The 25,212-nt window shown below is 49.8% G+C and carries 23 protein-coding genes; 21 read left to right on the top strand and 2 right to left on the bottom strand.

The features are described from left to right. Both AC0VZ8_RS25345 and AC0VZ8_RS25340 read left to right on the top strand, forming a co-directional pair. Positions 1-282, top strand: coding sequence for a hypothetical protein (locus tag AC0VZ8_RS25345; RefSeq protein WP_475484813.1), 282 nt, complete (start codon positions 1-3; stop codon positions 280-282). A 92-nt stretch (positions 283-374) separates the two neighbouring features. Further along, positions 375-770, top strand: a complete 396-nt coding sequence (locus AC0VZ8_RS25340; RefSeq protein WP_475484812.1) for a protein-tyrosine phosphatase family protein — start codon at positions 375-377, stop codon at positions 768-770. 9 nt (positions 771-779) lie between these two features. Here AC0VZ8_RS25340 and AC0VZ8_RS25335 read toward each other — a convergent pair whose 3' ends face one another. Continuing rightward, complete coding sequence (locus AC0VZ8_RS25335; protein ID WP_475484811.1) at positions 780-1,640, bottom strand: helix-turn-helix domain-containing protein; 861 nt, start codon at positions 1,638-1,640, stop codon at positions 780-782. A gap of 153 nt (positions 1,641-1,793) precedes the next feature. Here AC0VZ8_RS25335 and AC0VZ8_RS25330 point away from each other — a divergent pair, with 153 nt between their 5' ends. The 7 genes from AC0VZ8_RS25330 (at position 1,794) to AC0VZ8_RS25300 (ending at position 9,985) form a co-directional block, all read left to right on the top strand. Further along, positions 1,794-2,624 carry an amidohydrolase family protein gene (locus AC0VZ8_RS25330; protein ID WP_475484810.1) on the top strand — a complete coding sequence of 277 codons (831 nt, stop codon included), beginning with the start codon at positions 1,794-1,796 and terminating at the stop codon, positions 2,622-2,624. An 89-nt stretch (positions 2,625-2,713) separates the two neighbouring features. Then, a complete protein-coding gene (locus tag AC0VZ8_RS25325) occupies positions 2,714-3,679 on the top strand; it encodes an aldo/keto reductase (RefSeq protein ID WP_475484809.1) in 966 nt (321 codons plus the stop codon). Next, a complete protein-coding gene (locus AC0VZ8_RS25320) occupies positions 3,679-4,698 on the top strand; it encodes a zinc-binding alcohol dehydrogenase family protein (RefSeq protein ID WP_475484808.1) in 1,020 nt (339 codons plus the stop codon). The genes AC0VZ8_RS25325 and AC0VZ8_RS25320 overlap by 1 nt, the downstream gene beginning before the upstream one ends. Before the next feature lie 30 nt (positions 4,699-4,728). Continuing rightward, positions 4,729-6,999, top strand: a complete 2,271-nt coding sequence (locus tag AC0VZ8_RS25315) for a glycoside hydrolase family 95 protein (protein ID WP_475484807.1) — start codon at positions 4,729-4,731, stop codon at positions 6,997-6,999. A gap of 422 nt (positions 7,000-7,421) precedes the next feature. After that, positions 7,422-8,684 (top strand): M20/M25/M40 family metallo-hydrolase, encoded by a 1,263-nt coding sequence (locus AC0VZ8_RS25310; protein WP_475484806.1) that lies wholly within the window; start codon positions 7,422-7,424, stop codon positions 8,682-8,684. Between the two features lie 24 nt (positions 8,685-8,708). Continuing rightward, positions 8,709-9,506, top strand: coding sequence for a DUF3100 domain-containing protein (locus AC0VZ8_RS25305; protein WP_475484805.1), 798 nt, complete (start codon positions 8,709-8,711; stop codon positions 9,504-9,506). Next, entirely contained in the window at positions 9,503-9,985 is a 483-nt protein-coding gene (locus AC0VZ8_RS25300; protein WP_113057461.1) for a hypothetical protein, read from the top strand. The genes AC0VZ8_RS25305 and AC0VZ8_RS25300 overlap by 4 nt, the downstream gene beginning before the upstream one ends. A 179-nt stretch (positions 9,986-10,164) precedes the next feature. Here the strand turns inward: AC0VZ8_RS25300 and AC0VZ8_RS25295 are convergent, their stop codons facing one another. Further along, on the bottom strand, positions 10,165-10,596 hold the full coding sequence (locus AC0VZ8_RS25295) for an N-acetyltransferase (protein WP_475484804.1): 432 nt from the start codon (positions 10,594-10,596) through the stop codon (positions 10,165-10,167). 165 nt (positions 10,597-10,761) lie between these two features. Between AC0VZ8_RS25295 and AC0VZ8_RS25290 the strand changes: the two genes are divergently transcribed. The 12 genes from AC0VZ8_RS25290 to lacZ all read left to right on the top strand — a co-directional run bounded on the left by AC0VZ8_RS25290 (position 10,762) and on the right by lacZ (position 25,086). Beyond that, positions 10,762-10,920, top strand: coding sequence for a hypothetical protein (locus tag AC0VZ8_RS25290; protein ID WP_162487664.1), 159 nt, complete (start codon positions 10,762-10,764; stop codon positions 10,918-10,920). Beyond that, positions 10,883-11,632: an ATP-binding cassette domain-containing protein gene (locus tag AC0VZ8_RS25285; RefSeq protein WP_260068672.1), complete on the top strand. Its 750-nt coding sequence runs from the start codon at positions 10,883-10,885 to the stop codon at positions 11,630-11,632. Before AC0VZ8_RS25290 ends, AC0VZ8_RS25285 begins: the two co-directional genes overlap by 38 nt. Further along, on the top strand, positions 11,629-12,852 hold the full coding sequence (locus AC0VZ8_RS25280) for a hypothetical protein (protein ID WP_475484803.1): 1,224 nt from the start codon (positions 11,629-11,631) through the stop codon (positions 12,850-12,852). Before AC0VZ8_RS25285 ends, AC0VZ8_RS25280 begins: the two co-directional genes overlap by 4 nt. Next, positions 12,845-13,225: a DUF2178 domain-containing protein gene (locus AC0VZ8_RS25275; RefSeq protein ID WP_260068674.1), complete on the top strand. Its 381-nt coding sequence runs from the start codon at positions 12,845-12,847 to the stop codon at positions 13,223-13,225. The genes AC0VZ8_RS25280 and AC0VZ8_RS25275 overlap by 8 nt, the downstream gene beginning before the upstream one ends. A 10-nt stretch (positions 13,226-13,235) precedes the next feature. Then, positions 13,236-13,436 (top strand): helix-turn-helix transcriptional regulator, encoded by a 201-nt coding sequence (locus AC0VZ8_RS25270; RefSeq protein WP_216530440.1) that lies wholly within the window; start codon positions 13,236-13,238, stop codon positions 13,434-13,436. Positions 13,437-13,791: 355 nt separating this feature from the next. Beyond that, positions 13,792-15,000: an outer membrane protein assembly factor BamB family protein gene (locus tag AC0VZ8_RS25265; protein WP_475484802.1), complete on the top strand. Its 1,209-nt coding sequence runs from the start codon at positions 13,792-13,794 to the stop codon at positions 14,998-15,000. Between the two features lie 216 nt (positions 15,001-15,216). Next, positions 15,217-16,788, top strand: coding sequence for a response regulator transcription factor (locus tag AC0VZ8_RS25260; RefSeq protein ID WP_475484801.1), 1,572 nt, complete (start codon positions 15,217-15,219; stop codon positions 16,786-16,788). Next, positions 16,785-18,575 (top strand): cache domain-containing sensor histidine kinase, encoded by a 1,791-nt coding sequence (locus AC0VZ8_RS25255; protein ID WP_475484800.1) that lies wholly within the window; start codon positions 16,785-16,787, stop codon positions 18,573-18,575. Before AC0VZ8_RS25260 ends, AC0VZ8_RS25255 begins: the two co-directional genes overlap by 4 nt. Before the next feature lie 186 nt (positions 18,576-18,761). Further along, positions 18,762-20,075, top strand: coding sequence for an ABC transporter substrate-binding protein (locus tag AC0VZ8_RS25250; protein ID WP_475484799.1), 1,314 nt, complete (start codon positions 18,762-18,764; stop codon positions 20,073-20,075). Positions 20,076-20,316: 241 nt separating this feature from the next. Beyond that, entirely contained in the window at positions 20,317-21,132 is an 816-nt protein-coding gene (locus tag AC0VZ8_RS25245; RefSeq protein WP_475487760.1) for a carbohydrate ABC transporter permease, read from the top strand. Then, entirely contained in the window at positions 21,129-21,950 is an 822-nt protein-coding gene (locus AC0VZ8_RS25240) for a carbohydrate ABC transporter permease (RefSeq protein ID WP_071223358.1), read from the top strand. Before AC0VZ8_RS25245 ends, AC0VZ8_RS25240 begins: the two co-directional genes overlap by 4 nt. Positions 21,951-21,972: 22 nt before the next feature. Then, positions 21,973-25,086: a beta-galactosidase, LacZ type gene (lacZ, locus tag AC0VZ8_RS25235; RefSeq protein ID WP_475484798.1), complete on the top strand. Its 3,114-nt coding sequence runs from the start codon at positions 21,973-21,975 to the stop codon at positions 25,084-25,086. Positions 25,087-25,212 lie beyond the last annotated feature (126 nt).

Below are 25,212 nucleotides of genomic sequence, written 5' to 3'. Positions count from 1 at the left end.
ATGTATCTGTCTATTCCTGGTGGTCGCGTTCAAAAAATAAAAGTTGGTGAAGAATCCTTTACCATACCTAAATCAATGGACACTTTTTATTACAAACAAGCAGGTATTCCAAAACAAGGTTTGGATGTCATTGTAGAGGTTAAAGGGAATCAACCCGTAGCGTTTACTTTTGGTTCTGAACAACATCCTGATCCAGAAATTCGCTCCAAACGTCCACCTCATCTAATGACAAGTGGACTGTTTGATGAAAGTATTTTGGTGATCAAACGGGTCACTTATTGATCCTTAAGAAGAAGTTATCCTGATTCTTGAGATAAATGATACCTTAGGAGAGTGACATTATGAATGATACATGGAACCCCGAATCGCAAGGTGTGCTGCGCCTCCCTTCAGGTCGACTCGTCCGCGGCCGAGCACTAAGACGTCCACTTCCCCCAGGGCTTCAACCCACTTTTGCACTCTACCTGCTCGGGCGAGAACCAGCGCCGGTTACCTGGGAAAGCCGCTGGATTCTTTGGCCGGACTTCTGGCTGCCCAAACACAAGGCTGCAGCCGCTGACGCGCTTCGCGAAGCATGGACTCGGGCTGAAGTTGAACGGGTCGAAATCGCCTGTGGGGGAGGGATTGGACGAACGGGGACTGCACTAGCCTGTCTTGCTGTGATTGATGGAGTACCCCATCATAAAGCTGTCGACTATGTCCGGGAGCACTACACTCCACGTGCTGTTGAGACGCCTTGGCAGCGCCGCTTCGTCTCTCGTTTCAAATAGGGAGTTATTTTAGCTTCGGTTTCTGTACTGGCCGGGCGTCTCTCCTGTTAACGATTTGAATACTCTGTAAAAATGAGCAGGTGTCTCATATCCGCATTTCTCTGCGATCACATTCACATTCTCGTCGGAAAACAATAGAAGTTCCTTGGCTTTAATGATACGTTTGGTGTTGACGTAGCCTATAACGTTCAGTGAAGTTAACTGCCGGAATACTCTGGAGAAATGAGAAGGCGACACGCAGGCTTCCCTTGCAAGGTCAGTTAGATGAATCTCTCGCTCGGGATGCTCGTCAATCCGCTTTAGAGCCCGCAATATCCAGGAGGGGCCAATCCGCGGGCTTTCGTGCTGGGTTATTTCATCGGTCAGGAGATGACGATTAATTTGCAGAAGTAACTGGCCGATCGTCAGCAGCACGGCTTCACGGTATCCCGTTTCCTGGTTCGCGAACTCGTCCGCGATTTGCTTGATTGCCATTTCGGCGGCAATTCGCAGTGATCCCGCCAGTCCAATCTTGAACTGCTTTTTTTTGCGGGCGATTTCATAGCATTGAAGCGGAAAGTATCCATCGCCGAGCGAAGGCCCGGCAATGAGAGTCGGTGCAAAGAAAATCGCCGATGAGACGATTGGGTCTTCTAGGTCCGGTAGAGAATGATGGATCGTGTTGCCGGGGATAACGAACAGATCGCCGGCGCTTTTTTGGTACCAGCAATTGTCAATGAAAAAGATCCCTTGGCCGCTGTGCACATAAACGAGTTCATAATGATCATGCAGATGATTGGGGAGTTCATTGTCCGGGTACTTTATTGTCTTATACACAATTTCAAACGGAAACAGCGGATCTCCGGCAAATGATTTACGGTAGGGCTGCATGGATGGAGACCTCCTTTTCGGCGCTTGGTCATATCAAAAAAGGATATAAAAATGCCTGTTCTAGACATTACAATATCATAAAACGGAATATACAATAAGGGTATTCAAACTAAGGATATCAAAGATATTTAGATAACGAGGTGCTTGTTTAAGTTGAGAATCGATGCCCATCAGCATTACTGGTCTATCGCACGAGGGGATTACGGATGGATTACGCCGGAGATCCCGAAGCTTTACCGCGATTTTTTGCCAGCCGATCTGGAGCCGCATTTACGCGTCCATGGGCTGGATGGTACGATCCTGGTTCAAGCCGCCCCGACTGTCTCGGAAACAGACTTTATGCTGAGGCTGGCTGAACAGACGCCTTCCATACTTGGCGTCGTAGGCTGGCTCGATCTGTTCGACCCGAACCACCGACTGCATTACGAGAGATTCAGCCGCCACCCGAAATTTGCAGGCTTTCGTATCATGATCCAGGACATGCCCGACGCAGCGCGAATTTTGGAGCCAGCATTTGTGAAAGCGCTTAAAGGCTACTCCCAGGATGATGTTTCGATCGATCTGTTGATCGTATCCGGGCAACTCCCCCCAGTACTGGAGCTGCTGAGGCAGGTTCCAAACCTGAGGGGCGTCATTGATCATATCGGAAAGCCGTCGATCCGAAGCGATGAATGGGAGTCATGGGCAGAGGCAATGAGCCAGGCTGCTGCGTTTCCAGGCATCCACTGCAAAATCTCAGGGATGGTGACGGAAGCCGATCATGAAAGCTGGGATTACGTAGAGTTCGCTCCTTATGTCCAGCACATTCTGGAGATATTTGGCCCAGACAGAGTCATGTTTGGCAGCGATTGGCCAGTCTGCCTGCTTGCTGCCGGGTACGACGAGGTCATAGAGATTGTTCGGCGGGCTCTACCGAAGTCTTGGGGAGAAGAGGAACAGTCGCGGTTGTTCGGAGTCAATGCGAAAGAGTTCTACAAGCTTTGAGCGTTTAGAACCTGAGCTCACAGTGCTGGTAATCGGCCAAAAAGTCTGGAAAAAGAATCGCCAATATGCATGGATGGAGGGAAACCAAAATGAAGTTTCGAAAATTGGGTCGCACGGGACTCGAGGTGTCGGTCCTCAGCTTCGGCGCCTCTTCGCTCGGATCGGTCTTCCGCGAAACGTCAGACCGCGAGAGCATTAAAACAGTGCATGCTGCCCTTGATGCAGGCATCAACTATATTGATGTTTCGCCTTACTATGGATTGACCAAGGCGGAGTCCGTACTCGGCCAGGCGATCAAGGAGCTTCCGCGGGATCGTTTCCTGCTATCGAGCAAAGCAGGACGATATGGTGAGAATACATTTGATTTTTCTGCGAAACGAATTTTTGACAGCGTTGAAGATAGCCTGAGGCGGCTGAACACGGATTATCTCGATATTCTTTTTTTGCATGATATTGAATTCGTGCCGTCCGGCATCATTCTAGAGGAAGCTGTGCCTGCACTGTTCAAGCTGAAGGAGCAGGGGAAGATCCGTTTTACAGGCGTTAGCGGACTTCCGCTGAAACTATTCGAGCAGATCCTTCCGCAGATTGAAGTGGACGCGATCCTGTCTTATTGCCACTATTCTCTCAACGATACCACACTGCTTGATCTGATTCCGCTGCTAGAGGAACGCAGCATCGGCCTGGTCAATGCTTCACCGCTTTCCATGGGGCTGCTGAGCACCCGAGAAACCGCTGACTGGCACCCGGCCGATCCCGAGCTCAAAGCTGCCTGCAGGAAGGCGGCCGAACACTGTGCCTCCCGCGGATACGATATCGCCCAGTTGGCCGTGCAGTTCTCGACCGCTAACGAACGTATTCCGACGACGCTGGTGAGCACGGCTAATCCGGAAAACATCGTCAAGAACGCAAGGTGGGTCGAAGAGCCGATGGACCAGGAGCTGCTGGGTGAAGTGTCGGACATTCTCGCTTCGGTCCATAATCGGACCTGGGCGAGCGGACTGCCTGAGTATAATGGCAGTCCACGGACGGAAGCGAAAGAGGGGCGGGCGTAGTGAAAGGGGTTGTCTGCGAAGAAGCCGGAAGGCTGGTTTATCGAGAGGATTTACCCGAGCCAGTTAGGGGCGAAGGAGAGGCGATTGTTGCGATTCGGCGCATCGGCATCTGTGGCACGGACCTGCACGCATACCAGGGAAACCAGCCTTATTTTACTTACCCTCGCATCCTCGGGCATGAGCTCTCCGGGGTGATTGAAGAGATTGGCGATAATCCGGAAGGGCTAAGAGTGGGCGATCAGGTCAGTATGATTCCGTACCTGCACTGCGGCCATTGCGGCGCCTGCCTAAGCGGCAAAACGAACTGCTGCCGCAGCATGCGCGTGCTGGGCGTGCACCTGGATGGCGGCATGCGCGAGCGGATTTCTGTTCCCGTCTCCCATCTATTCCGGATGGAAGGGCTGTCACTGGATCAGGCGGCTCTACTCGAGCCTCTGGCGATCGGCGCGCATGCCCTCCGCCGATCGGGTCTACATCCCGGCGTGCGTGCACTCGTAATTGGAGCCGGGCCAATCGGACTTGGTGTCATGGCGATGGCGGCAGCTTCCGGTTCCGAGGTGGCCGCGATGGACGTGAATGCAGACCGTCTTGCCTTCGCCAAATCCTGGGCCAAATCAGTACATACCGTTCTTGCGACGGAAAGTCTGAAGGATCGCCTTCTCGAATGGAACGATGGAGAACTGCCGTCCGTGGTCATCGACGCGACAGGTAACCTGCGTTCGATGACGGATGCATTCGGGCTGGTCGGTCACGGCGGCTCGCTTGTTTACGTCGGACTCGTGAATGGCGATATTACGTTTAACGATCCTGAGTTTCACGCACGGGAACTAACGCTCCTAAGCAGTCGTAACGCTACACGGGAAGATTTCAGACGCGTAGCCGAGGCGGTGAAGAGCTCCAAATTGGATCTAAACGCCTATATTACGCACCGTTGTACGCTCGATCGGATGACAGAGCAGTTCGACGCCTGGCTGAAGCCGGAATCCTGCGTGGTCAAAGCCATTGTAGAGATCAACTAAAACCAGTTTTTTAGAGGAGGAGAGATAAGAATGGACAACCGGTTACAGGAGCACCGCTTGTGGTATTCAAAGCCCGCGAAGGAATGGAACGAAGCGCTGCCGGTAGGCAACGGACGGCTGGGGGCGATGGTCTTCGGGGGAGTTTCGGCGGAGCGTTTACAGCTCAACGAGGACTCCCTATGGTACGGAGGCCCACGAGACCGGAACAATCCGGACGCGCTACCCAATTTGACAGAGCTGCGGAAACTGATCCTGGAGGGGCGTCTGAAGGAAGCGGAGGAGCTGGCCTCGCTAGCCCTTCCCGGACTTCCGGAAACGCAGCGCCACTACCTTCCGCTAGGCGATCTTCTCCTGATGTTTAAGGGTCAGGATGAGCCCTGCATGGAGTACAGCCGGGAGCTGGATCTTGAACGCGGAACCGTCACGGTGCGTTACCGGATCGGAGATATCATGTATACACGTGAAGTTTTGTCTAGCTATCCCGATCAAGCGCTGGTCATCCGACTATCAGCCGATAAAATCGGCGCGATTTCGTTCAAGGCTCGTTTTAATCGCGGTCGATGGAGGTACTTGGAGAAGACCGAGAAATGGGGCGAAGACGGACTGGTCATGACAGGACATAGCGGCGGGGAGGGCGGAAGCACTTTTTGCGCCGCTTTGAAGGCGGTTAGCAACGGAGGCGCCGCCCAGACGATCGGTGAGCATCTTGTAATCGAGAACGCCGATTCCGTAACATTGTTCCTTGCTGCGGCAACGACCTTCCGCCAAACGGACCCCTCCGCACACTGCAGGTCGCATCTGAATGGCCTGCTGAATCAATCTTACTCAGAGCTGCTGGAGCGGCATCTTGCCGATTACCAGTCACTTTATGGCCGTACGAATCTGTCGCTGCCGGGAAGTGTCGAGCTGGCCGGGTTGCCTACCGACGAGCGGCTGGATCGCGTAAAGCGGGGCGAAGCGGATCATGGCCTGGTCGCCCTGTATTTTCATTACGGCCGGTATCTGCTTATTGCGTCCAGCCGACCCGGTTCACTACCAGCGAACCTGCAGGGCATCTGGAACGACAGTTTCACGCCGCCGTGGGACAGTAAATTTACGATCAATATCAACACTCAGATGAACTACTGGCCCGCAGAGCTTTGCAACCTGGCGGAATGTCACGAGCCGCTGTTCGATCTCATCGAACGCATGCGGGAGCCGGGCAGGGTAACCGCACAAGTGATGTACGGGTGCCGCGGCTTTACGGCCCACCATAACACCGATATCTGGGCGGATACGGCGCCGCAGGATACGTATTTGCCGGCTTCATTCTGGCCAATGGGTGCGGCCTGGCTCTGTCTTCATTTATGGGAACATTACCGATTCGGGCGTGATCTCACTTTCCTTGATAGAGCATACGATACGATGAAGGAAGCTGCACTCTTTCTGCTCGATTATCTGGTCGAAGACGAGCAGGGAAGGCTCATTACTTGCCCATCCGTCTCGCCCGAAAATCGATATATTCTTTCAAGTGGGGAAGCGGGTGTGTTATGTGCAGGCGCGTCCATGGATTTTCAGATTATTGGCGCGCTGTTCGGCGCCTGCATCGAGGGCGCGAAGCTGCTTGGGAAGGATGAGACTTTCAAGGACGAACTGGAGACTGCCCTGAAACGGCTGCCGCAGCCGAAGATCGGCAAATACGGACAAATCCAGGAGTGGATGGAGGACTACGAAGAGGAGGAGCCGGGTCATCGCCATATTTCTCATCTGTTCGCCCTGTATCCTGGCGATGCGTTCACGACCGAGCGCACGCCTAATCTAGCCGAAGCCGCACGGACCACACTGACGCGCAGACTGTCTTCCGGTGGGGGTCATACCGGCTGGAGTCGGGCCTGGATCATCAATTTCTGGGCCAGACTCCAGGACGGGATGCTCGCATACGACAACGTGATGGCACTGCTGCAACATTCTACGATGACCAACCTGTTTGACAATCATCCTCCGTTCCAGATTGACGGAAACTTCGGCGGAACTGCCGGTATCGCGGAAATGCTGTTGCAAAGCCATGCCGGCATCATTCGGTTGCTGCCAGCGATTCCGGACGTATGGAGCGAAGGCGAGGTTAAGGGGCTGCGCGCACGCGGCGGATTCACGTTCAGCTTCAAGTGGGCAGAATCGAAGATTTCAGAAGTCATCGTAGAATGCACAGTGTCTGGGACATGCGAGATCGAGGCTCCCGGCTTCGCTCCCGTCTCCTTTATCGCGGAGGCGGGTAAGACGTATACGTTCGAAGGAAATGTAATGATAAATCATAAGCAATGAACATATGGATTGGGAGTCCTTCTTGGAACGGCGGCAGAAAGTAAATGTCACCAAGACTTCGCTATCTGAAGATTGAGGCCAGCGGTTCTATCCTCCAAGGCTCCATAATAAGAAAACCCTTGATGGTATATCATCAAGGGTTTTTGGTTCCTGAGCTGTGATAAAACGTACCATGTTTACTTTTCTTACATCGAAGCTAAAACCAGATATTTTTGGCGCTTTACAGAAAAATAGGTTTAATTTTTTCGTAATGGCAAAAAATAGGCTTTGAATTCCAGACCATCTTCATCATTGTGCGGGAAGGGCGAGTTATATCAAATTATAATTACCTCTATAGAAAAATAATATAACGTGATTTTTATTGACATAATGAAGAGAATTAAAATAACATAAGAATTATTTTCATCAAGAAGGAGGCAGCTATGAGCTTTAAAGAACAGTACGAAGAAATTGCAGGCGTTGGACGGACCATATTCGATAACCCCGAACTTGGCTACAAGGAATTTAAGACCCATCAAACAGTGACCGAATTTTTGAAGAAGGTAAATCCGGATATTGAGCTGCAATCATTCAGTACGACCGGGCTTCGGACAACCCTCGGCAGCGGCAAGCCGCTGAATATTGCTTTTATTGCGGAATTGGACGCCGTTTACGCTCCAACGCATTGGCGATCGGATAAGAAGACGGGAGCGGCACACAATTGCGGTCATTATACGCAGGTGGCGATCGCACTGGCTCTGTACAAACATTATGTTGAATCAAAGGCGTACGAAGCCCTTGATTATAGTTTAACGTTTATTTTTATTCCGGCTGAGGAGTATTTGGATCTCGCCTATAGGGACGAACTGCTTGCCAGCGGTAAGATTTCCTATTACGGAGGGAAACCCGAAGCGATGAAACTCGGCGTGTTCGACGATATCGACATCGGGTTATGCGTGCACGCCATGGGTGGTGAGTTTGCAGAGCGCACGATCGAAATCAACTGCGACCTGGCTGGATTTCTATACAAGCATTATACGTTTACCGGAAAAGCAACCCATGCGGGTTTCGATCCTTTCTCCGCCAAAAATGCCTACAGCATGTCAACCCTGTTCAATGTGGCGTTAGGGCTCAGCAGGCAGCAAATGAAGGACAGTGAGAAGGTTCGCATGAATCCGATAGTTCTGGACTCCGACATGTCGACAAACGTCATTCCCAACCGGATTACGGTGGGCAGCGATCTGCGCACCCAGTCGGTCGACTATATGAAGGAAGCGGCCTCCAAGATGGACGATGCGGCCAAGGGCAGCGCGCTTGCCCTACAAGGCGAAGTCGAGATTAAGACGCAGATGGGATATTTGCCGTTCGTTCAGGACCGGTATTTGTCCGAATTCGTGCTAGAGGCGTTCCAGGATAACGAGGAGATCGCGCGTATTTGGAACAATAACGCCATCAGCGCGGCAGGAGATATCGGCGATCTGGCCTTCATGATGCCTTGCATTCAAATCGGCTACAGTGGTTTTACGGGGACGATCCACGGCGACGATTTCAAGGATATCGATCCCGAGTTTATCTATGAAGTGTTCCCGAGATTTTTAACCCAGGTGCTGGAGCGAATGAGCGGACGTATTGATCGATCGAAGCTGTACCGTCGTACATTTGCCGAATACGAGCAGCTCCTTGCATCGATAGTTAGCTCCAACTAAGAACAGAAAAGAGGACATCATGGCATGAAGATAAAACTACAGTATCTCTATTTGCTTGCATTCGTGCTCATTGTAATCGCGGTTGCCGAATTTATCGGCATTCAGTCGATCCAGGTGGGCTCCGTAAAAATCAGCCTGCTCCCGCTCGTATTCGCCATTTTGATCACGATGGTGCTCGGTTTGTCGATATTCCGGAAAGGTTTTATGAAGAAAGTTTACAGTAAGGAGAACGTCGGTTTCTCCAGCAAGTATCTGATCTTCATTATGCTGCCGCTTATGGCGAGATACGGCGCCGACGTTGCGCCTAGATTAGAAGAAATTTTAAAAGTTGGCTGGGTATTCATCATTCAGGAAATCGGCAACCTGGGTACGATTCTGCTCGGACTTCCCATCGCCATCCTGCTCGGTCTGAGAAGGGAAGCCATCGGCGCTACGCTTGGACTTGGGAGGGAAGGGGAACTCGCTTACATATCCGAGAAATATACGCTTGACTCCGACGAAGGCCGCGGGGTGCTGTCCCTCTATATTATAGGTACCCTGTTCGGCACGCTGTTTTTCAGCATTCTTGCGCCGATCATGCTTGCTGCCGGCTTCTCGATCGAAGCGTTGGCCATGTCCTCCGGCGTCGGCTCCGCCAGTATGATGACAGGCTCTTCTTCCGCGCTAGTCGCGCATTCTCCTGAGATGACGGAGACCATTAACGGATACGCTGCTGCGAGCCAGCTGCTTACCAGCTTCCTCGGAACGTATACGATGGTATTTCTCGCGGTGCCGCTGCAGCGGTTCATGTACAAATTAATGGTCAGAGGTGATAAGAAATGAGCACCGGTTTGAATAAATACGCAAAATACGCCCTCGTCCTGCTGCTTAGCGTCGGTCTTATTTTATTTACGGAGCAAATGAAGTTCATCAAAAACGGCGAAGGCCATATTACGTTAGGGACGATAGCCGGCTTGGCCGTGCTGTGGCTTTTTTCCTTCATTGGCGTTCTGATCTCGTCCCTCATGAAAAAGACTCCGGTGAAATTCTTGCAGGACTTCCCGGTTCTTGGCTGGGTATCGATCGTTTCGCTTATCTGCTGCCTGATTTCGGATGTGTTCGTGGATGCCATCGCCAACGTCAACTTCTTGTCCATTACGACCCCGATCTTGGCGTTTGCCGGCATTTCCGTTGCCGACAGGCTGGTTGATCTTCGCAAAACCTCGTGGCGCGTCGCCATTGTTGCGGTTTTCGTGTTCACGGGAACGTACGTGGGAAGTGCATTATTATCAGAGTTTGGCCTCTATTTGTCCGGTAAGTAAAAGAATCTATTCACGGCGTTAAGTCTGAACCTTGCAAGCTTGCTCCTCCTTTAATGTGACCTCACCTATAAATTCGCTCTGAAGACACCAAAAGGTTCAGTAAAAAATACAGGCAGAAGGTGACCGGACAAATTCCGGTCACCTTCTGCCTGTTTGAATATGAAGGCGCATGTTGCCATTTATCGTTCTTCCCAGGTCATGACGAATTCCGCCTGACCGGTATCCTCGTCGATGGTTTCTTCAACGACGGCAAAGCCGTTCCGGGAATAAAAACGAAATGCGTTCCCGTTCTCTTTATATACCTTGAGCTCGAGTTTGGGGCTGCGATCCTTCACGAATTGAAGAAGAGCCCGGCCATAACCTTTGCCCTGATCGCGAGGGTGAACGAACAAAGCGGCCAAGGCATGCTGAACGGTCGATATAAAGCCTACCGTGGTGCCCGCTTCCTCTAGGACATAGGTATCGGCCATTGGCAAATACACGTTTCGCATGTCCTTTTGCTTGGATTCCCAGTATTCGGGTGAAATGAAATGGTGGGCCTCCTTCGAGGCGGCCAGCCAAATGTCAATGAGGCTGTCCATATCTTTGTCGGTCATCAATCGAATTTGCATCGTATTCACTCCAGTTTATAAAGTTTAGTCACGGATATACGTCCCGTATTGTAAAAGTTTACCTGACGCATGTCAATTCGTGATCCCATTTGACCCTTGGATCATAAGGTGATATATTTATCACGTAAAGTTACAAATATATCACTATTGAAAGAGGCGTTTGCGATGAAAATCATTCTCCGATTCGCGATGGGACTGCTCTGGATCGGCATTGGCATTCAGAGACTTGTCCAACAGTCGTACCCGCTGGCTCTATTATTTTTGGCAGGAGGCGTTCTTTTTGTTTATGCAGGCTGGAAACGTTGGAATGTCGGCAAGCAATGAGGGGGTGGAGCGGCGGCATTTATTAAGCATGAAGGGATTAGCTGCTTGGTACCGTGCGGAAACAGACGCCGTCATCTCCAATCTTAATTTGGAGATTGGCCCTAATCAGATCATAGGTTTGGTGGGATTGAACGGGGCCGGCAAGAGCACGCTGCTCCATGTCCTGAGCGGCATTCACCGGCATTATTCGCTGGAGCGGCTGCAGTGGAAGAACGAGGAAACTTCGCTGACAAGCCCTGCATTTAAACGTAATCGATATACCGTGTTCTCGGAGGACGAGTCGTTTGAGTATTTCACGTTCGAGGAGTATGTACGGCATGTGTTTCAATCCTACGGACAAGAGGTCCGTCACGATATCTTGGACGAGCTCGTTGCAGGATTCCATTTTCAGAATTACCGGAACGCATACTTGGGCCAATTATCGATGGGCAGCAGGAGGAAAGCCTACCTGATCACGGGATTTGCATTGCGCCCGGAGCTGCTGCTGTTGGATGAGCCGGTCAACGGATTGGATTTCGAAAGCACGGAATTTCTGTATCAAAAGATGAACGAGTACAGGAAACATGGGACGATCTTGTTTTCTTCTCACGTTCTGGAGAGTTTATGTCTAACATCAGACAGCATCATCATTTTGGAAGCCGGATCGATCCGTCATACCTTTTTGCAGGGAGACATGGATCCCGAGTTTATTAGAGGGGTACTGAACAAGTGATCTCGACATTTCATGGATTCGCCAAAAAATTCCTGGGCTCAAGCTACGACCGTTTGTGGAAGCATGCCGCAGCCCTGCTTGTTTTATATGCGGCGATGAGCAGCCTGGATATCGATTACCACGTATCCTTAAATGTATTCATGACGGCCATCTCCGTATTTACGTTTGGCATGGTAGTAAGAACCTTATCGTCGGATGATAACCGGAGGAAGCTGAAGGGGGCGTTCATGCTTCCATTCAGGCCAAGCATGTTCTACGCAGCTTATTTTCTTGCGATAGCACTATATACCTTGGTCACCAAGACTTCGTACATTCTCGTTTTTTACATCTCGGTTTCTCTCTTTACGGGTATGCATGCGCTGGCATTTCTGCTGAACTTCCTGAATGCGGGGGTGACCGCCTTCGTGGTATTTGCCCTGCTGAACAGGGGGAACAGGGTTCCGGCCTGTCTCTTGATGCTTCTCCAAGCGGCACTCTGTCTGCTCCCTGAGCCCTTCTTTCGTTTGACGGGACTGCTGATCAGCACCATCCTCCAAGGGTTCGTGCTGCATCGGACGGATTCTTACCGATTCTATAAGGACTCGAGGATGAAGGATAGTCATTCAACTCCGGTTCGAAGTTCTTCGTTCTTGCGGTATATTGTGCGCTACCTGTTATCCCATAAAAGCTATTTATACAATACGTTCGCATTATGTATCTTTGCGGGTTTCATGGCGTATATGCTGGAGCAGATGCATCTTGACTCGTACCTGCCGCTGGGATTCGCGGTTCTATCCTTTAACACGCCGATCGGTATCCTGCTGTCGAGTAATCGCGGGCTTCACCGGAAAATCCAAATGCTGCCCGGCCAGCTTGAACGTATAGTCGTTCCGTATGGGCTGTTTATACTGGCAGTAAACTTATTCATATATGCGATCTACTTAGCATGCTGGCAACTGTTTCATGGATCGTTGGAAATCATGTATTATGTACTTAGTGTGTTATTTGCCGCCCAATGCGCCATTTCGACCGTTTGGCTCGAATGGAAACATCCCGTTTTCCGTTGGAAGGTGGAGAGCGACTTATGGCATCATCCCCGCAAATATGCCGTTCCGCTCATCATGTGTTTATTGGCGGTCACGGTGATAAGCATGGAGTCGGCTGTGTATATGATCGCTCTGCTGGTAGGGACAGAGATGGTTTTGATTTTTAACCGCAGGAGAGGAATCAGGAATGTATAAGGGACAGAAGAAGCGTTACGTACGAATCGGTAAGCACGGATGGCTGCTTGGTTTGTTGGGGTTTAACGGCCTTCAGTATTTCAAGACCCATGATCCTTCATTTTTGTTTTACTTTAGTTTTTTCGGCTTTTTCAGTTTCTATTTCCATGGGAAGCTGGCGGAGGAAATGCCGGATGAGCGGTATTACATAAATGCTCAGAAGGCGCGGTCCATCACCATGTGGGTGCCTGCCGTATGTTTGTTTATCATCGGAATCGGCAGCATGCTTCCCTTCGGAACAAGAGAATTCATGATCATCGTGAGCGCAGCGGGTTGGGCAGCTACGTTTCTGACGTATTCCATAACTTTTTATTATCTGGATAAATATTGTTAGGTGGATGCCCATGGAACCATTCAAATGCAATTTAAAAAAGTACAGGCAGTTAGCGGAGATGACCCAGGACGAGTTGGCGGGAAAGGTCGGGGTTCGCAGAGAGACCATCATCCGTCTGGAGGCGGGGAAATATAATCCCTCTCTAAAGCTGGCAATCGATATTTCGCGGGCGGTGGGAGCGCCCATTGAGGAGCTGTTTATATTCGACTAAACCACGATGATGCATTTAATGGGTCCTAGCTATCCAACGAATGCGTCATTTCTTATACCTGCATAAAAACTAAATAGTTCTTGAAAAAACTAATTGGTCATACTACAATAACATTTGATCCCAGTCAGAAAGAGAAAGCATGATTCCGTTTTCACACGGACTCTCAACATGGTATTGATCCTCCGAATCAATACCCCGTTGAGTTGGAGCAGTCATTTCATAGATTCGTTGAACGGCTGATGTTTGGATATTTTAATATATTTATATATTTTTTGGGTATTTTAGTATTTTTATGCAACTTTACCTTAATCTTAACGTTTAATATGTATATTCAGTCATAGGAGGAATAACATCCATGTATACCATTCAAAAGAAAACCGTCGCTCGACTCGTCACAACAGGTATGGCCGTAGCTCTTCTCGCATCGCCAATCTCTTCCATGCTGCCAGGGCCGGGGCATGTCGCATCTGCGACGTCTACTGTGGAAAAGTCTTCCCATAGCCTGAAGCCGATTTGGACGAAGACGTTGGGAGATCCGAGCAAAATTAACCCTCAGACGACATTAATTAAGAACAACTTATACTATACCGTTGGGAAGAAATATATTGCTTTTGACGCGTTGGCAGGCAAAACCCGATGGACCTATCCAGCCGCCGCCGTCTCACAGACCGTAACGGATGGCCAATCGGTATGGTTTACGGATGCGACAGGCCGTTTAATTAAGCTCAATGCTGCAACCGGCAAGCTGCAATGGAAGGTTAAAACACAATCCCAGCCAGGAAAGAAAGAGAGCTATGTGAACCTCAGCTTGCATGCAGCCGATGGTGTGATCTATGTCGGTGATGCGTATGGGCTGACGGCGTACAACGCATCGAGCGGAAAGGTTAAGTGGAAATTAAAGGGCAGCGCTCATGGGTACAAACTGCTTCAAACGGGAAAAATCCTTGTCGCAACCACGATGATCGACGGCGCATTGACCACGAGCGGGTTACAGGGAGTCGATGCCCAGAACGGCAAAGTAAAATGGACACAGACCGACGGTGACCATCAGGACATTCTCTTCTCGAATGACAAGTCGTTTTATACGCGCGACGTAACCGAAGGCATCGATGCCGGATATGCAGCGAACATCGATGAAATTAATCTGACCAACGGAAAAATTATGACTACCCGATCCTATATACCCGTGGATTTCGTGGAAGATCAAAGTGCATCCGATGTCGTATCCGATGGGGAATATTTCTATGTCATTGAAAAGTATGATGAAACTCAAAAGAAAGCTGTAGTCTCCCGATTCCCGGCGGATAGTCGCTCCAAAACCGAGCCGGATCAGACCTATGCATTTGACGCGGGAGTGGCCGAATGGTCCCTCGGGGATGCGGGCATCGCCTATGTAAGACTGGAAAACGGTAAGCTATTAACGCTCGATACAAACAGCGGACGTACGCTGGCCTCCGTTCAATACAAAGGCACTCCATTGCCGACGCTTATCGGCCAAAACGTGCTGGTCGTTCAGCATGGTGGGCAGATCAGCGGCGTCAATAAAGCTGCTGCCTCCCAGTAACGCAAGTCGAATATCAAATCTGGGCGTAGTTAAATACTTAAAACAGAAAGTCGACCTAAATGGGTCGACTTTTTGGTATGCCGTATCGTACGTTGCAGTGTATGATATTTGTATGCCATAATCTTTGAGTTAATTAGATCATGTCGTTGAAATGAAGGTTGGCTAAGACATATCCGGCAAATCGTAAACGGTTACAAGGCTGCAAGGGGGGCAGGTATGAAACCATTATTCAAGATCATGATTGTGGATGACGAAATGCTTGTCAGGCAGGGGATTAAGCACCTGCTCAATTGGGAACAGGAAGGATACCAAATCGTCGGTGAGGCTTCTAACGGTCTGGAAGCACTGAATTTGATGGATGAGGTGAATCCCCACGTCATTCTTACAGATATCGTAATGCCTGTCATGGGCGGGGAGAAACTGGTCAAGATTGTTAAGGAGAAGTATCCTCACATCGAAGTCATCGTGCTCAGCAGTTTCAGTGAGTACGATTACGTCCGGTCTACTTTTCAGAGTGGTGTAGCGGACTATATCCTGAAGCCAAAGCTGGAAGCAGATTATCTATTATCCATCCTAAATAAGACTACGGCCAAAATGGTCGCCATGAAGCCGGCTGATGATCATAGTGGGGATCAAGGGGAAGGGCAGATCCTGCAAGCCATCGAGAAACTTATGACCGGATATGAGCCTGCGCTGGATCCCGTGTTGCTGGATTCGAAATTCCCTTATGGACAGTATTTGTTTTTTGGAGCGGATATGAAGCACATGAAAGATTCCGGTGACAAATGGAGTTTCGGAAACGAAATGGAACGAGGGCTTCAGCAGCTTGCTTTGTCCGAGATCGTGTATATACGGTTAAAGTTTATCAACGATACGGCACTTTTTCTGCTCAATGTGAATCCCGTGCGGTGGGACGAGCTTGTTATTGAACTCCGGCATTTGATCTCCAAATTGGCACATGATGTGAGAGAGACGCATTTTGTTATCAGCCAGAGCTTCACCGACTTTAAAAGTCTTGGCGAGATTTATAATGATAATTATCTGAAACTCATGCGATACGGCTTCTTCCTGAAGGATCGGACCTTGATTGAACCAAATCATTTGCCTGGCCTTCCGGAAGCGAAGCTCGAATATGACATGGGTGATTTCATGGAACAGTTGAAACGCAAGCAGTACCAGAAGGCATTCACCGGCTTTTTGGAATACGTCCACCTGCGCTCGATGGATTATCGTACCGATCCTTTCGAATTCAAATCGTCGTTGGGGAATTTCATATTTAACGTGGCGACCACGCTTGGGAAAATGAAAGTGGAGACCGGAAGCCTGGAGAATGCCAAATACGACTATTTCCGCAAAATAGATGAAGCCAGGTATGCCGGAGAGGCTATCGCCGTTGTTGAAGCTTTTATTCAGGAAGCGGAGCGTGCGATAGGGGAGACGAATACGTCGGTTAATCCCAATATGGACCGGCTGCTCGAATATATTCGGGACCATTACGCCGATCCCATCACACTCACTGGAGTCGCCAGGCAGTTTCACTTCAACGCTTCGTATCTGTCGAGTTATTTCGCTGCATATAATGGAGAAGGTTTCAGTGAGTACCTCAATAAAATTCGGTTGGAAAAAGCCATGGAGCTGCTCATGACAACGGAACATACGATTTCCGAAATCAGCGCCAGCGTGGGTTATTCGGATCAGAGCTACTTCACCAAGGTGTTCAAGAAGCAGACAGGCATCTCCCCGAGCCGGTTTCGGAGACAAGACGTGCGGGAGATACGGGAATCATGATTGGACAAGCCATAAACAAGCTTAGAAAACAGGGCTTATTCCTTAAGCTGTTTCTCGTGACCCTCATCAGCATCGTTACCGTATCACTTCTGACGCTGTCCATTACCATCAGCATGTCGGAAAAATTATTTCTGCAGACATTCAGCATCACGAACGGCAAGCTGTTAAACCAGATGAAGTCAAACCTGGAGTCCTATAATAACGCTATAGCAACCGGTGCCACCATGATCGCCCAGAATGCGGCAATCCGCAGTTATTTATCGGGCGGAGAGACGGAGGCCGTGGCGCTTGCGATGAAAACATATCAGATGACAGAGGGCATGAAGTCGGTCCAGTCTAACTTTAGTGCTTACGATGTTGGCATCATGATCGTTGGAGCGAATGGGAGAAGTTATTCCACAGATCCTTGGTATTGGTCTATCTCGGCCAAGGAACTGAAGGATCACCCGATTACAAAAGCGACTATGGCACACCCTGCGCAAATCTTATACCAGCTTTATCGCGGCGAGGATCATAGCGCAGACGCAAAGGAGCCCATGCTCGTCGCTTCCAAAGCTCTCTTTGATCAGTCGACCGGGAGAATGTATGGCACGCTTTACGTGGTCATTCGCGACCGGAATTTTAAACCCTTCTATGCGAATTTTACAAGCGAAGGCAATGACGTTGTGCTGTTGAACGAGGAAGGGGTTATTGTATCCAGCAACAGGACCGAGTTGATCGGGATGGGGGATGAGGGGCTGCTTCAAGAAGTCGTAACGGATCAGGGCGAGGGAGAGGACGATCCATCTGCCTATGTGATGGGGAACGAACGAATTGTGTTCTCGGAATACTTGCCGGAATTCGAGTTTTATTTGGTCAATATGATCGACAAGAAAGCCGTGACCGGACAGATGGTGAACGCTAAAGCAGTCACCTTGACAATCATGTCCATCGTTGCGATATCACTTGTCATTGTTTTTCTGATCACCCGGCGAATGACGCAGTCGCTCCGTGTGCTCGTCGAACAGATGTCGAATATTCCGACAAGCGGATTCGATCATCATGTAGATGTTGCCAATAGCAGTTATGAAGTCAAGGAATTAGGGAACGCCTATAATTATATGCTTGATGAGCTGCACGATTATGTGGATCGATTGATGGAAACCCAGAAGCAGCAGCGAAATGCGGAGCTGGCCGCGCTCCAAATGCAAATCAATCCACATTTTTTATACAATACGCTGGCTTCAATCAAATTTCTGGTGCAGCAGGGCAACAAGGAAAAAGCTGCGGGTACGATCAACGCGCTTATATCGCTCCTGCAAAATACAGTCAGCGATATTCATTCCACCATACCTGTGCGGCAGGAGCTGGAGACACTGAAGCATTATGTGTATATTAATCACGTACGTTACGGTCAGAAAATCCGCGTTCATTACTTTGTGGAGCCGGATAGCCTGGATTATCATATGCCCAAACTCATTCTTCAGCCTTTTATTGAAAATGCATTCTTTCACGCATTCAACATCAAGGGAGAGGGAACAATTCTGATCCTGATTGCGGTTCAGGAGGACCAGCTTGTATGTGAAGTTGTAGATGACGGGGACGGAATGAATCTGGAGCAGAACCCGGCGGAGGAAGAATCGCTGCCTGCACCGATGAGCAAACGCCAATTGTTCTCCGGCATTGGGATACGCAATGTGGATGACCGAATTAAGTTGATGTACGGCGAGAAATACGGGATCCACATTACAAGCAAACGCAGTGAAGGAACAAAAATCATCATTACGCTACCATTGACCCAAAGCTAAAGATATTACAAGAACCTAAAGATTGTACCAGAGCCGGTATGAAAGCGAAAAACAGGATCCAATAATAGCACCAAAGCTAACAAAGATAGTGCCAATGAAAACGAATACAAAATGATAAGATGGATGCGTAGCAGAGAAAACGCTTCCATCTTTTATTATTTTCAGACTTAAAAGGGGGTTAACACATTGAAAAAATTAATGAGCTTACTGCTGGCCGGAGTTGTCCTCTTGTCGGCATGTTCCTCGGGCGGCGGTACGGAAGGCGGGTCGGGCAGTAACGGCAGCTCTGGCGGTGAAGGCAGTGCCGCTCCAAAAGAAATTACGGTATGGGCTTGGGACCCGGCATTTAACATTGCCGCCATGAATGTAGCTAAAGAAGCCTATGCCCAAGTGAATCCGGACGTCACGATTCATGTGGTAGAGAATGCGCAGGCCGATATCGTTCAAAAGCTGAACACCGGGTTGAACTCCGGTTCCACGAAAGGCTTGCCTAACATCGTGCTCATTGAGGATTACCGTGCGCAGAGCTTCTTGCAAGCGTATCCGGATTCCTTCTACGAATTGACGGACATCGTGAAAGTGGATGACTTCGCGGACTATAAGATTGGCCCGACCAGCGTAGATGGCAAGCAGTACGGCGTTCCATTTGATTCCGGCGTGACGGGAATGTACGTGCGAACGGATTATCTCGAGCAGGCAGGCTACAGTCTGGATGACCTGCAGGACATCGACTGGAAGCAGTACATCGAGATTGGCAAAGCCGTCAAAGAGAAAACCGGCAAAAGCATGATTACGCTCGATCCTAACGATCTTGGACTCATCCGCATGATGATCCAATCGGCGGGGGCATGGTATACGGCGGAAGATGGTCAAACTCCGACGATTGCAGACAATGCTGCGTTGAAAGAAGCCTTTGAATTGTACAAAGAAATGATGGATTCCGGCATCGTGAAGGTGAACTCGGACTGGAGCCAATTTGTTGGAGCATTCAACAGCGGTGAAGTGGCTACCGTACCGACCGGTAACTGGATTACACCTTCGATCAAAGCCGAAGCTTCCCAATCCGGTAAATGGGCGGTAGCTCCGCTTCCTAAGCTTGCGGCAACAGAGGGGTCCGTCCATGCATCGAACCTAGGGGGCAGCTCCTGGTATGTCATGAATGTTGATGGCAAAGAAGCAGCTGCGGAGTTCCTCGCGAAGACGTTTGCTTCCGATGCTGAGCTGTATCAGACGTTGAACACAAAAGTGGGGGTCATCGGCACCCTGAAAGCCGCGGCAAGCGGGGAAGCTTACGCTGCAGCGGACGAGTATTTCCAGGGCCAAAAAGTCGTATCGGACTTTGCCGCTTGGACCGAACAAATTCCTAACGTGAACTATGGCATGAACACTTACGCCATCGAGGACATTATGGTCGTTGCCATGCAGGCGTATCTCGGCGGTAAAGATGTGGAAACCGTTCTGAAAGATGCCCAGACGCAAGCCGATACGCAAATCCGTTAAAACACACTCAGGCAGTACAACAAATGCCCTTGCTCCTTCTTCTCCTGTAAAGTGGACATCTGCTGAAGGAAGGGGAGCGAGGGTTTTATTATTTCTATCCATATGAAATGGGATCAACAGAAGGGTGTGGAGTGGTATGAATACAGAAAAAGCCAGGCTGAGCCCGCATATTCACAAGGGTCTCAACAGTCAAAGGCGGATACGTCTGACAGGCTGGTTCTTTGTTCTTGTGCCGGTTGTCATGATTAGTATTTTTTATTTCTATCCGATGGTTCAAGCATTAATCCTATCCTTCAAATCAGGCAGGGGCAGCAATCTCCAGTTTGTCGGTATAGACAACTATATTCGTCTGTTCAGCGATACCACCTTCCTTACGGCCGTCAAGAACACATTTATTTACTTACTCATTCAGGTTCCGGTCATGCTGGTGCTGGCGCTCTTTATCGCTGTGCTGCTCAATGACGATAGACTGAAGTTCAAAGGTTTTTTCAGAACGGCTATTTTCCTGCCAACGGTAACCTCGCTTGTCGCGTACTCCGTCGTCTTTAAGTACATGTTCGGCGCCGATGGCATCGTCAATAAATTTCTGGTGAATCTTCATGTCATCCAGGAACCGATTCAATGGATCACTGACCCGTTCTGGGCCAAAGTTACGATTATCATCGCGATCACCTGGCGTTTTACAGGCTATAATATGATTTTCTATTTATCATCACTTCAAAATATCGATAAATCCGTGTATGAAGCTGCACGCATCGATGGTGCAAATGCCTTCACGCAGTTTTTCAAAATTACGATTCCGCTTCTGAAGCCGATCATTTTGTTTACGACCATAACATCGACCATTGGAACGCTCCAGTTGTTTGACGAGGTGGTTAACATCACCAAGGGCGGCCCCGGAAACGCAACCATGTCGATATCGCAATATATTTACAATCTTTCCTTCGAATACACGCCGGACTTTGGATACGCTGCTACCGTTTCCTACTCGATCGTACTCATGGTGGTCATATTGACGATGATCCAGAACAAAGTTGGAGGTGACAAGAGATCATGAAAACCAAACGCGTGTTGACTTACCTGTTTCTAATTATCGCTGCCCTGATCTCCATCTTTCCGTTTATCTGGATGGTTGTCAGTGCCACCAATCCGTCCGTGGACGTAACGAAAGGGACGCTGCTGCCGGGTTCGCACCTGGTCAAGAATATCAACAATCTGTTCAGCTCCGTGGACATGTGGCAAGCTCTCTGGAATTCCGCAAAAATCTCGGTGGTGACTACCGTGCTTTCACTGCTGGTTGCCTCAGCCGCTGGTTATGGCTTTGAGATGTACCGCAGCCGCGGCAAAGATATCGTATTTAATATTCTGCTAGCCTCAATGATGATTCCGTTCGCGGCGATCATGGTGCCTTTATTTCAGATGTTTGCCAAAGTATCGGGGGTTGTACCCTTTCTAGGCATTGATACGGCAGGGGCTGTCATTCTGCCGACATTCACGACGGCGTTCCTCATCTTCTTCTTCCGTCAAAGCACCAAAATGTTTCCCAAGGATATGATGGAAGCCGGTCGCATCGATGGTCTGTCGGAGCTGGGCCTATTCTTCCGCATCTATATGCCGACGATGAAATCGACCTATGCAGCCGCAGCGATTATTACTTTCTTGAACAGCTGGAACAACTATCTGTGGCCGCTGATCGTGCTGCAGTCGCCGGAGAATATGACCGTGCCGCTGCTGATATCGAACCTGGGATCAGGCTATGCTCCAGACTACGGTTTGATCATGTCCGCCATCGTCATTACGACGCTGCCGACGGCGCTTGTGTTCTTTATGATGCAGAAACAATTTGTTGCTGGGATGACAGGTTCAGTGAAATAAAGTTGAAAATGGAGGAAAACAGATGAAACAGCAGGTTGAACGAGGAGTCGCGCCAAGTCTTGCCTGGTTGTCCGACCCCGGTGTATTTGCGGTAGGCCGGATGCCCGCGCACTCCGATCATCGGTATTACGAATCGATGCTGGAAGCCGAACAGCTTGGAGAGATGCCTTGGCGCCGCAGTCTGAATGGGAGCTGGAAGTTTAGTTACGCCCGTAATGCCAAGGAACGCCAAGCGGATTTTTATAAAACGGAAGAATCCTGCAGAGGATGGGATGATATTGAGGTTCCGGGACATATCCAGCTTCAGGGTTATGGGCAGCCGCAGTACGTGAACACGATGTATCCATGGGACGGTCAGGAGTTTCTTAGACCCCCGATGATCTCAGAGGACCACAATCCCGTGGGCAGCTATGTGAAAGTTTTCAACGTTCCTGCCGGCTGGCAGCAGCGTCCGCTGTATATCTCTTTTCAGGGAGTTGAATCGGCTTTCTATGTATGGCTGAACGGGGAGTTTGTCGGTTACAGCGAAGACAGCTTTACGCCGAGCGATTTCGACCTCACGCCGTACTTGACGGAAGGCGAGAATAAGCTGGCTGTCGAGGTCTATCAACGCAGCACCGGAAGCTGGCTGGAGGATCAGGATTTTTGGCGTTTTTCCGGTATTTTTCGCGATGTGTATCTGTACACGGTACCTGACGTTCATGTGCAGGATCTGCATGTTCAAACCGATTTGGATGAAACGTATGAAAGTGGAACGCTGAGGGTTACCATGCAGCTAAGGGGAAAGCCGGCTTCGAAAGTAGCCCTAGAGCTCAAGGATGCAGCAGGAAATTCAGTGGTCCTGGGGGAGACCCATGCTTCCGGGGAAACGGCATCGATTGCGTTAGCTGCAGGTAAGGTCAAGCGGTGGAGCGCAGAAGAGCCTAATTTATATACATTGTACGTATCCGTCTATGACGCATCCGGAAACCTTGTGGAGGTGGTGCCGCAAAAGATAGGTTTTCGCAAATTCGAGATGATTGACAAGGTGATGCATTTGAACGGCAAGCGCATTGTGTTCAAAGGCGTCAACCGGCACGAATTCAATTCCCGCCGCGGACGCAGCATTACGAAAGAGGATATGCTGTGGGATATCAAGACATTGAAGCAGGCGAATATCAACGCCGTACGGACGTCGCATTATCCGAATCAGACGATGTGGTACGAGCTGTGTGATGAGTACGGCGTGTACGTCATCGACGAGATGAATCTGGAGACGCATGGTTCATGGCAGAAAATGGGAGCCGTTGAGCCATCCTGGAACATACCGGGCAGCAGGCCGGAATGGCAGGATATCGTGTTGGACCGTGCCATTTCCATGATCGAGAGGGACAAGAATCACCCATCGATTTTGATTTGGTCTTGCGGCAATGAGTCTTACGCCGGAGAAGTCATTCGGAACGTCGCGAACTTGTTCCGGGAGAGGGACCCTAGCCGGCTGGTCCATTACGAAGGAGTGTTCCATAACCGGGAATATGACGATGCGAGCGATATGGAGAGCCGCATGTATGCAAAACCGGCGGATATTGAGCAGTATCTGCAAAACGATCCTTCCAAGCCCTATATCAGCTGCGAGTACATGCATGCCATGGGCAATTCCGTCGGCGGATTGCATAAATACACGGAGCTGGAGCAGAAATATCCGATGTATCAAGGCGGCTTCATCTGGGATTTCATGGATCAAGTTATCGTGAAACATGATCGTTTCGGCAAGCCTTTTATGGCTTATGGAGGGGATTTTGATGATCGTTCAACCGATTACAACTTCTCCGGCAACGGCATCGTCTATGCGAATCGGACATGGTCCCCCAAAATGCAGGAAGTGAAGTTCCTGTATCAGAACGTTAAGCTGACCCCGGATCGTTATGGCGTCACGATTAGAAACGAGAATTTATTCGTGGGCTTGGATGCTTATGAAGTTATATATTGCGTGAATGTAGAGGGAAGGAAAATCTACAGCGGAGCGGTATCCACCCAGGTTGATCCCGGCGAAGAGCGATATGTAAAGCTGGAACTGCCTGAGGTGGGGCTTCCGATTGGTGAATATGCGTTAGACGTTTCACTCGTGCTCAAGAAGGATTCGTTGTGGGCGAAAGCCGGTTATGAAATGGCTTTTGGACAGTTTGTTTTCCGAGTGGAGAACGCGCTCGCTGTTGACGCTCCTGGCAATACGTCAGCGTCGGCGGCGGAACGCCTGCAACCAGGTTCAGGGGGTTCGCATGATACGCCTGCGAATGATTTCCGTGTAGTTGAAGGGGATGTAAACATCGGCGTTCATGGGCGTGATTTCTCCGTCATGTTCTCAAAGCAGTCAGGAACCCTCATATCCGTCAAGTATGCGGGACGGGAGATGATCTCTTCGCCGCCCGCTCCGCTCTTCTGGAGAGCGATGACGGATAACGATAAAGGGGCCGGACTGCCGTTTGATTCTGCGCTTTGGTATGCTGCTAGCCTGACTCGGAGAATGTTAAGCTGCGAGCTTACGGAAGACTCGGATCACGCGACCGTGACCTATGTGTATAAACTGAGCGTGTCCGAGGAAGTAAGGGTCCGCGTATCTTATACGGTGTTCACCGATGGAAGCATTCAAGTAAAGTCGGGGTACCAAGGTGCACCGGAATTGCCGAAGCTGCCGATCTTTGCTCTTACCTTCAAAGTACCGGCGGACTACGACAACCTGGATTGGTATGCGAACGGGCCGGAAGAGAATTATATCGACCGTGCATTTGGAGCTAAATTGTGTCGCTTCCGGAATCGTGCGGCGGATCAAGTTTCAGCATACTTGGTACCGCAGGAATCGGGCAATCGTACAGGCGTGCGGGAGGTATCCATAACCAGCGATCAAGGTCATGGCATCACGATTGAGGCACCATCGGCAGCACCGGTAGAATCCAATATATCGCCGTATACCGCATTTGAGCTGGAGAACGCGACGCATCATTATGAGCTGCCGAACGTTCACCATACCGTTGTTACCATTGCCGGGCGGCAAATGGGGGTTGGGGGTGACGACAGCTGGGGGGCTCCGGTTCATGACGAGTATCAGATCGATCCTTCGACGGACATGTCCTTTGAATTTACCATTCGCAGAGCTTAATGCGGGCTTCGATAACCGTTGCCACAATATTGCCGAAATCCTTATTTAAGGGTTTCGGTTTTTTTGATTTCTCCACTTCTTTTGTATTTTCCACCACTTTTGAATCCTCCGTACCTGAGTGATGTT

It is taken from the genome of Paenibacillus sp. QJM3NY_38, from assembly GCF_056173265.1.
Note: the sequence above shows the minus strand (reverse complement) of the source record. Positions and strands in the feature narration are given on the sequence as shown.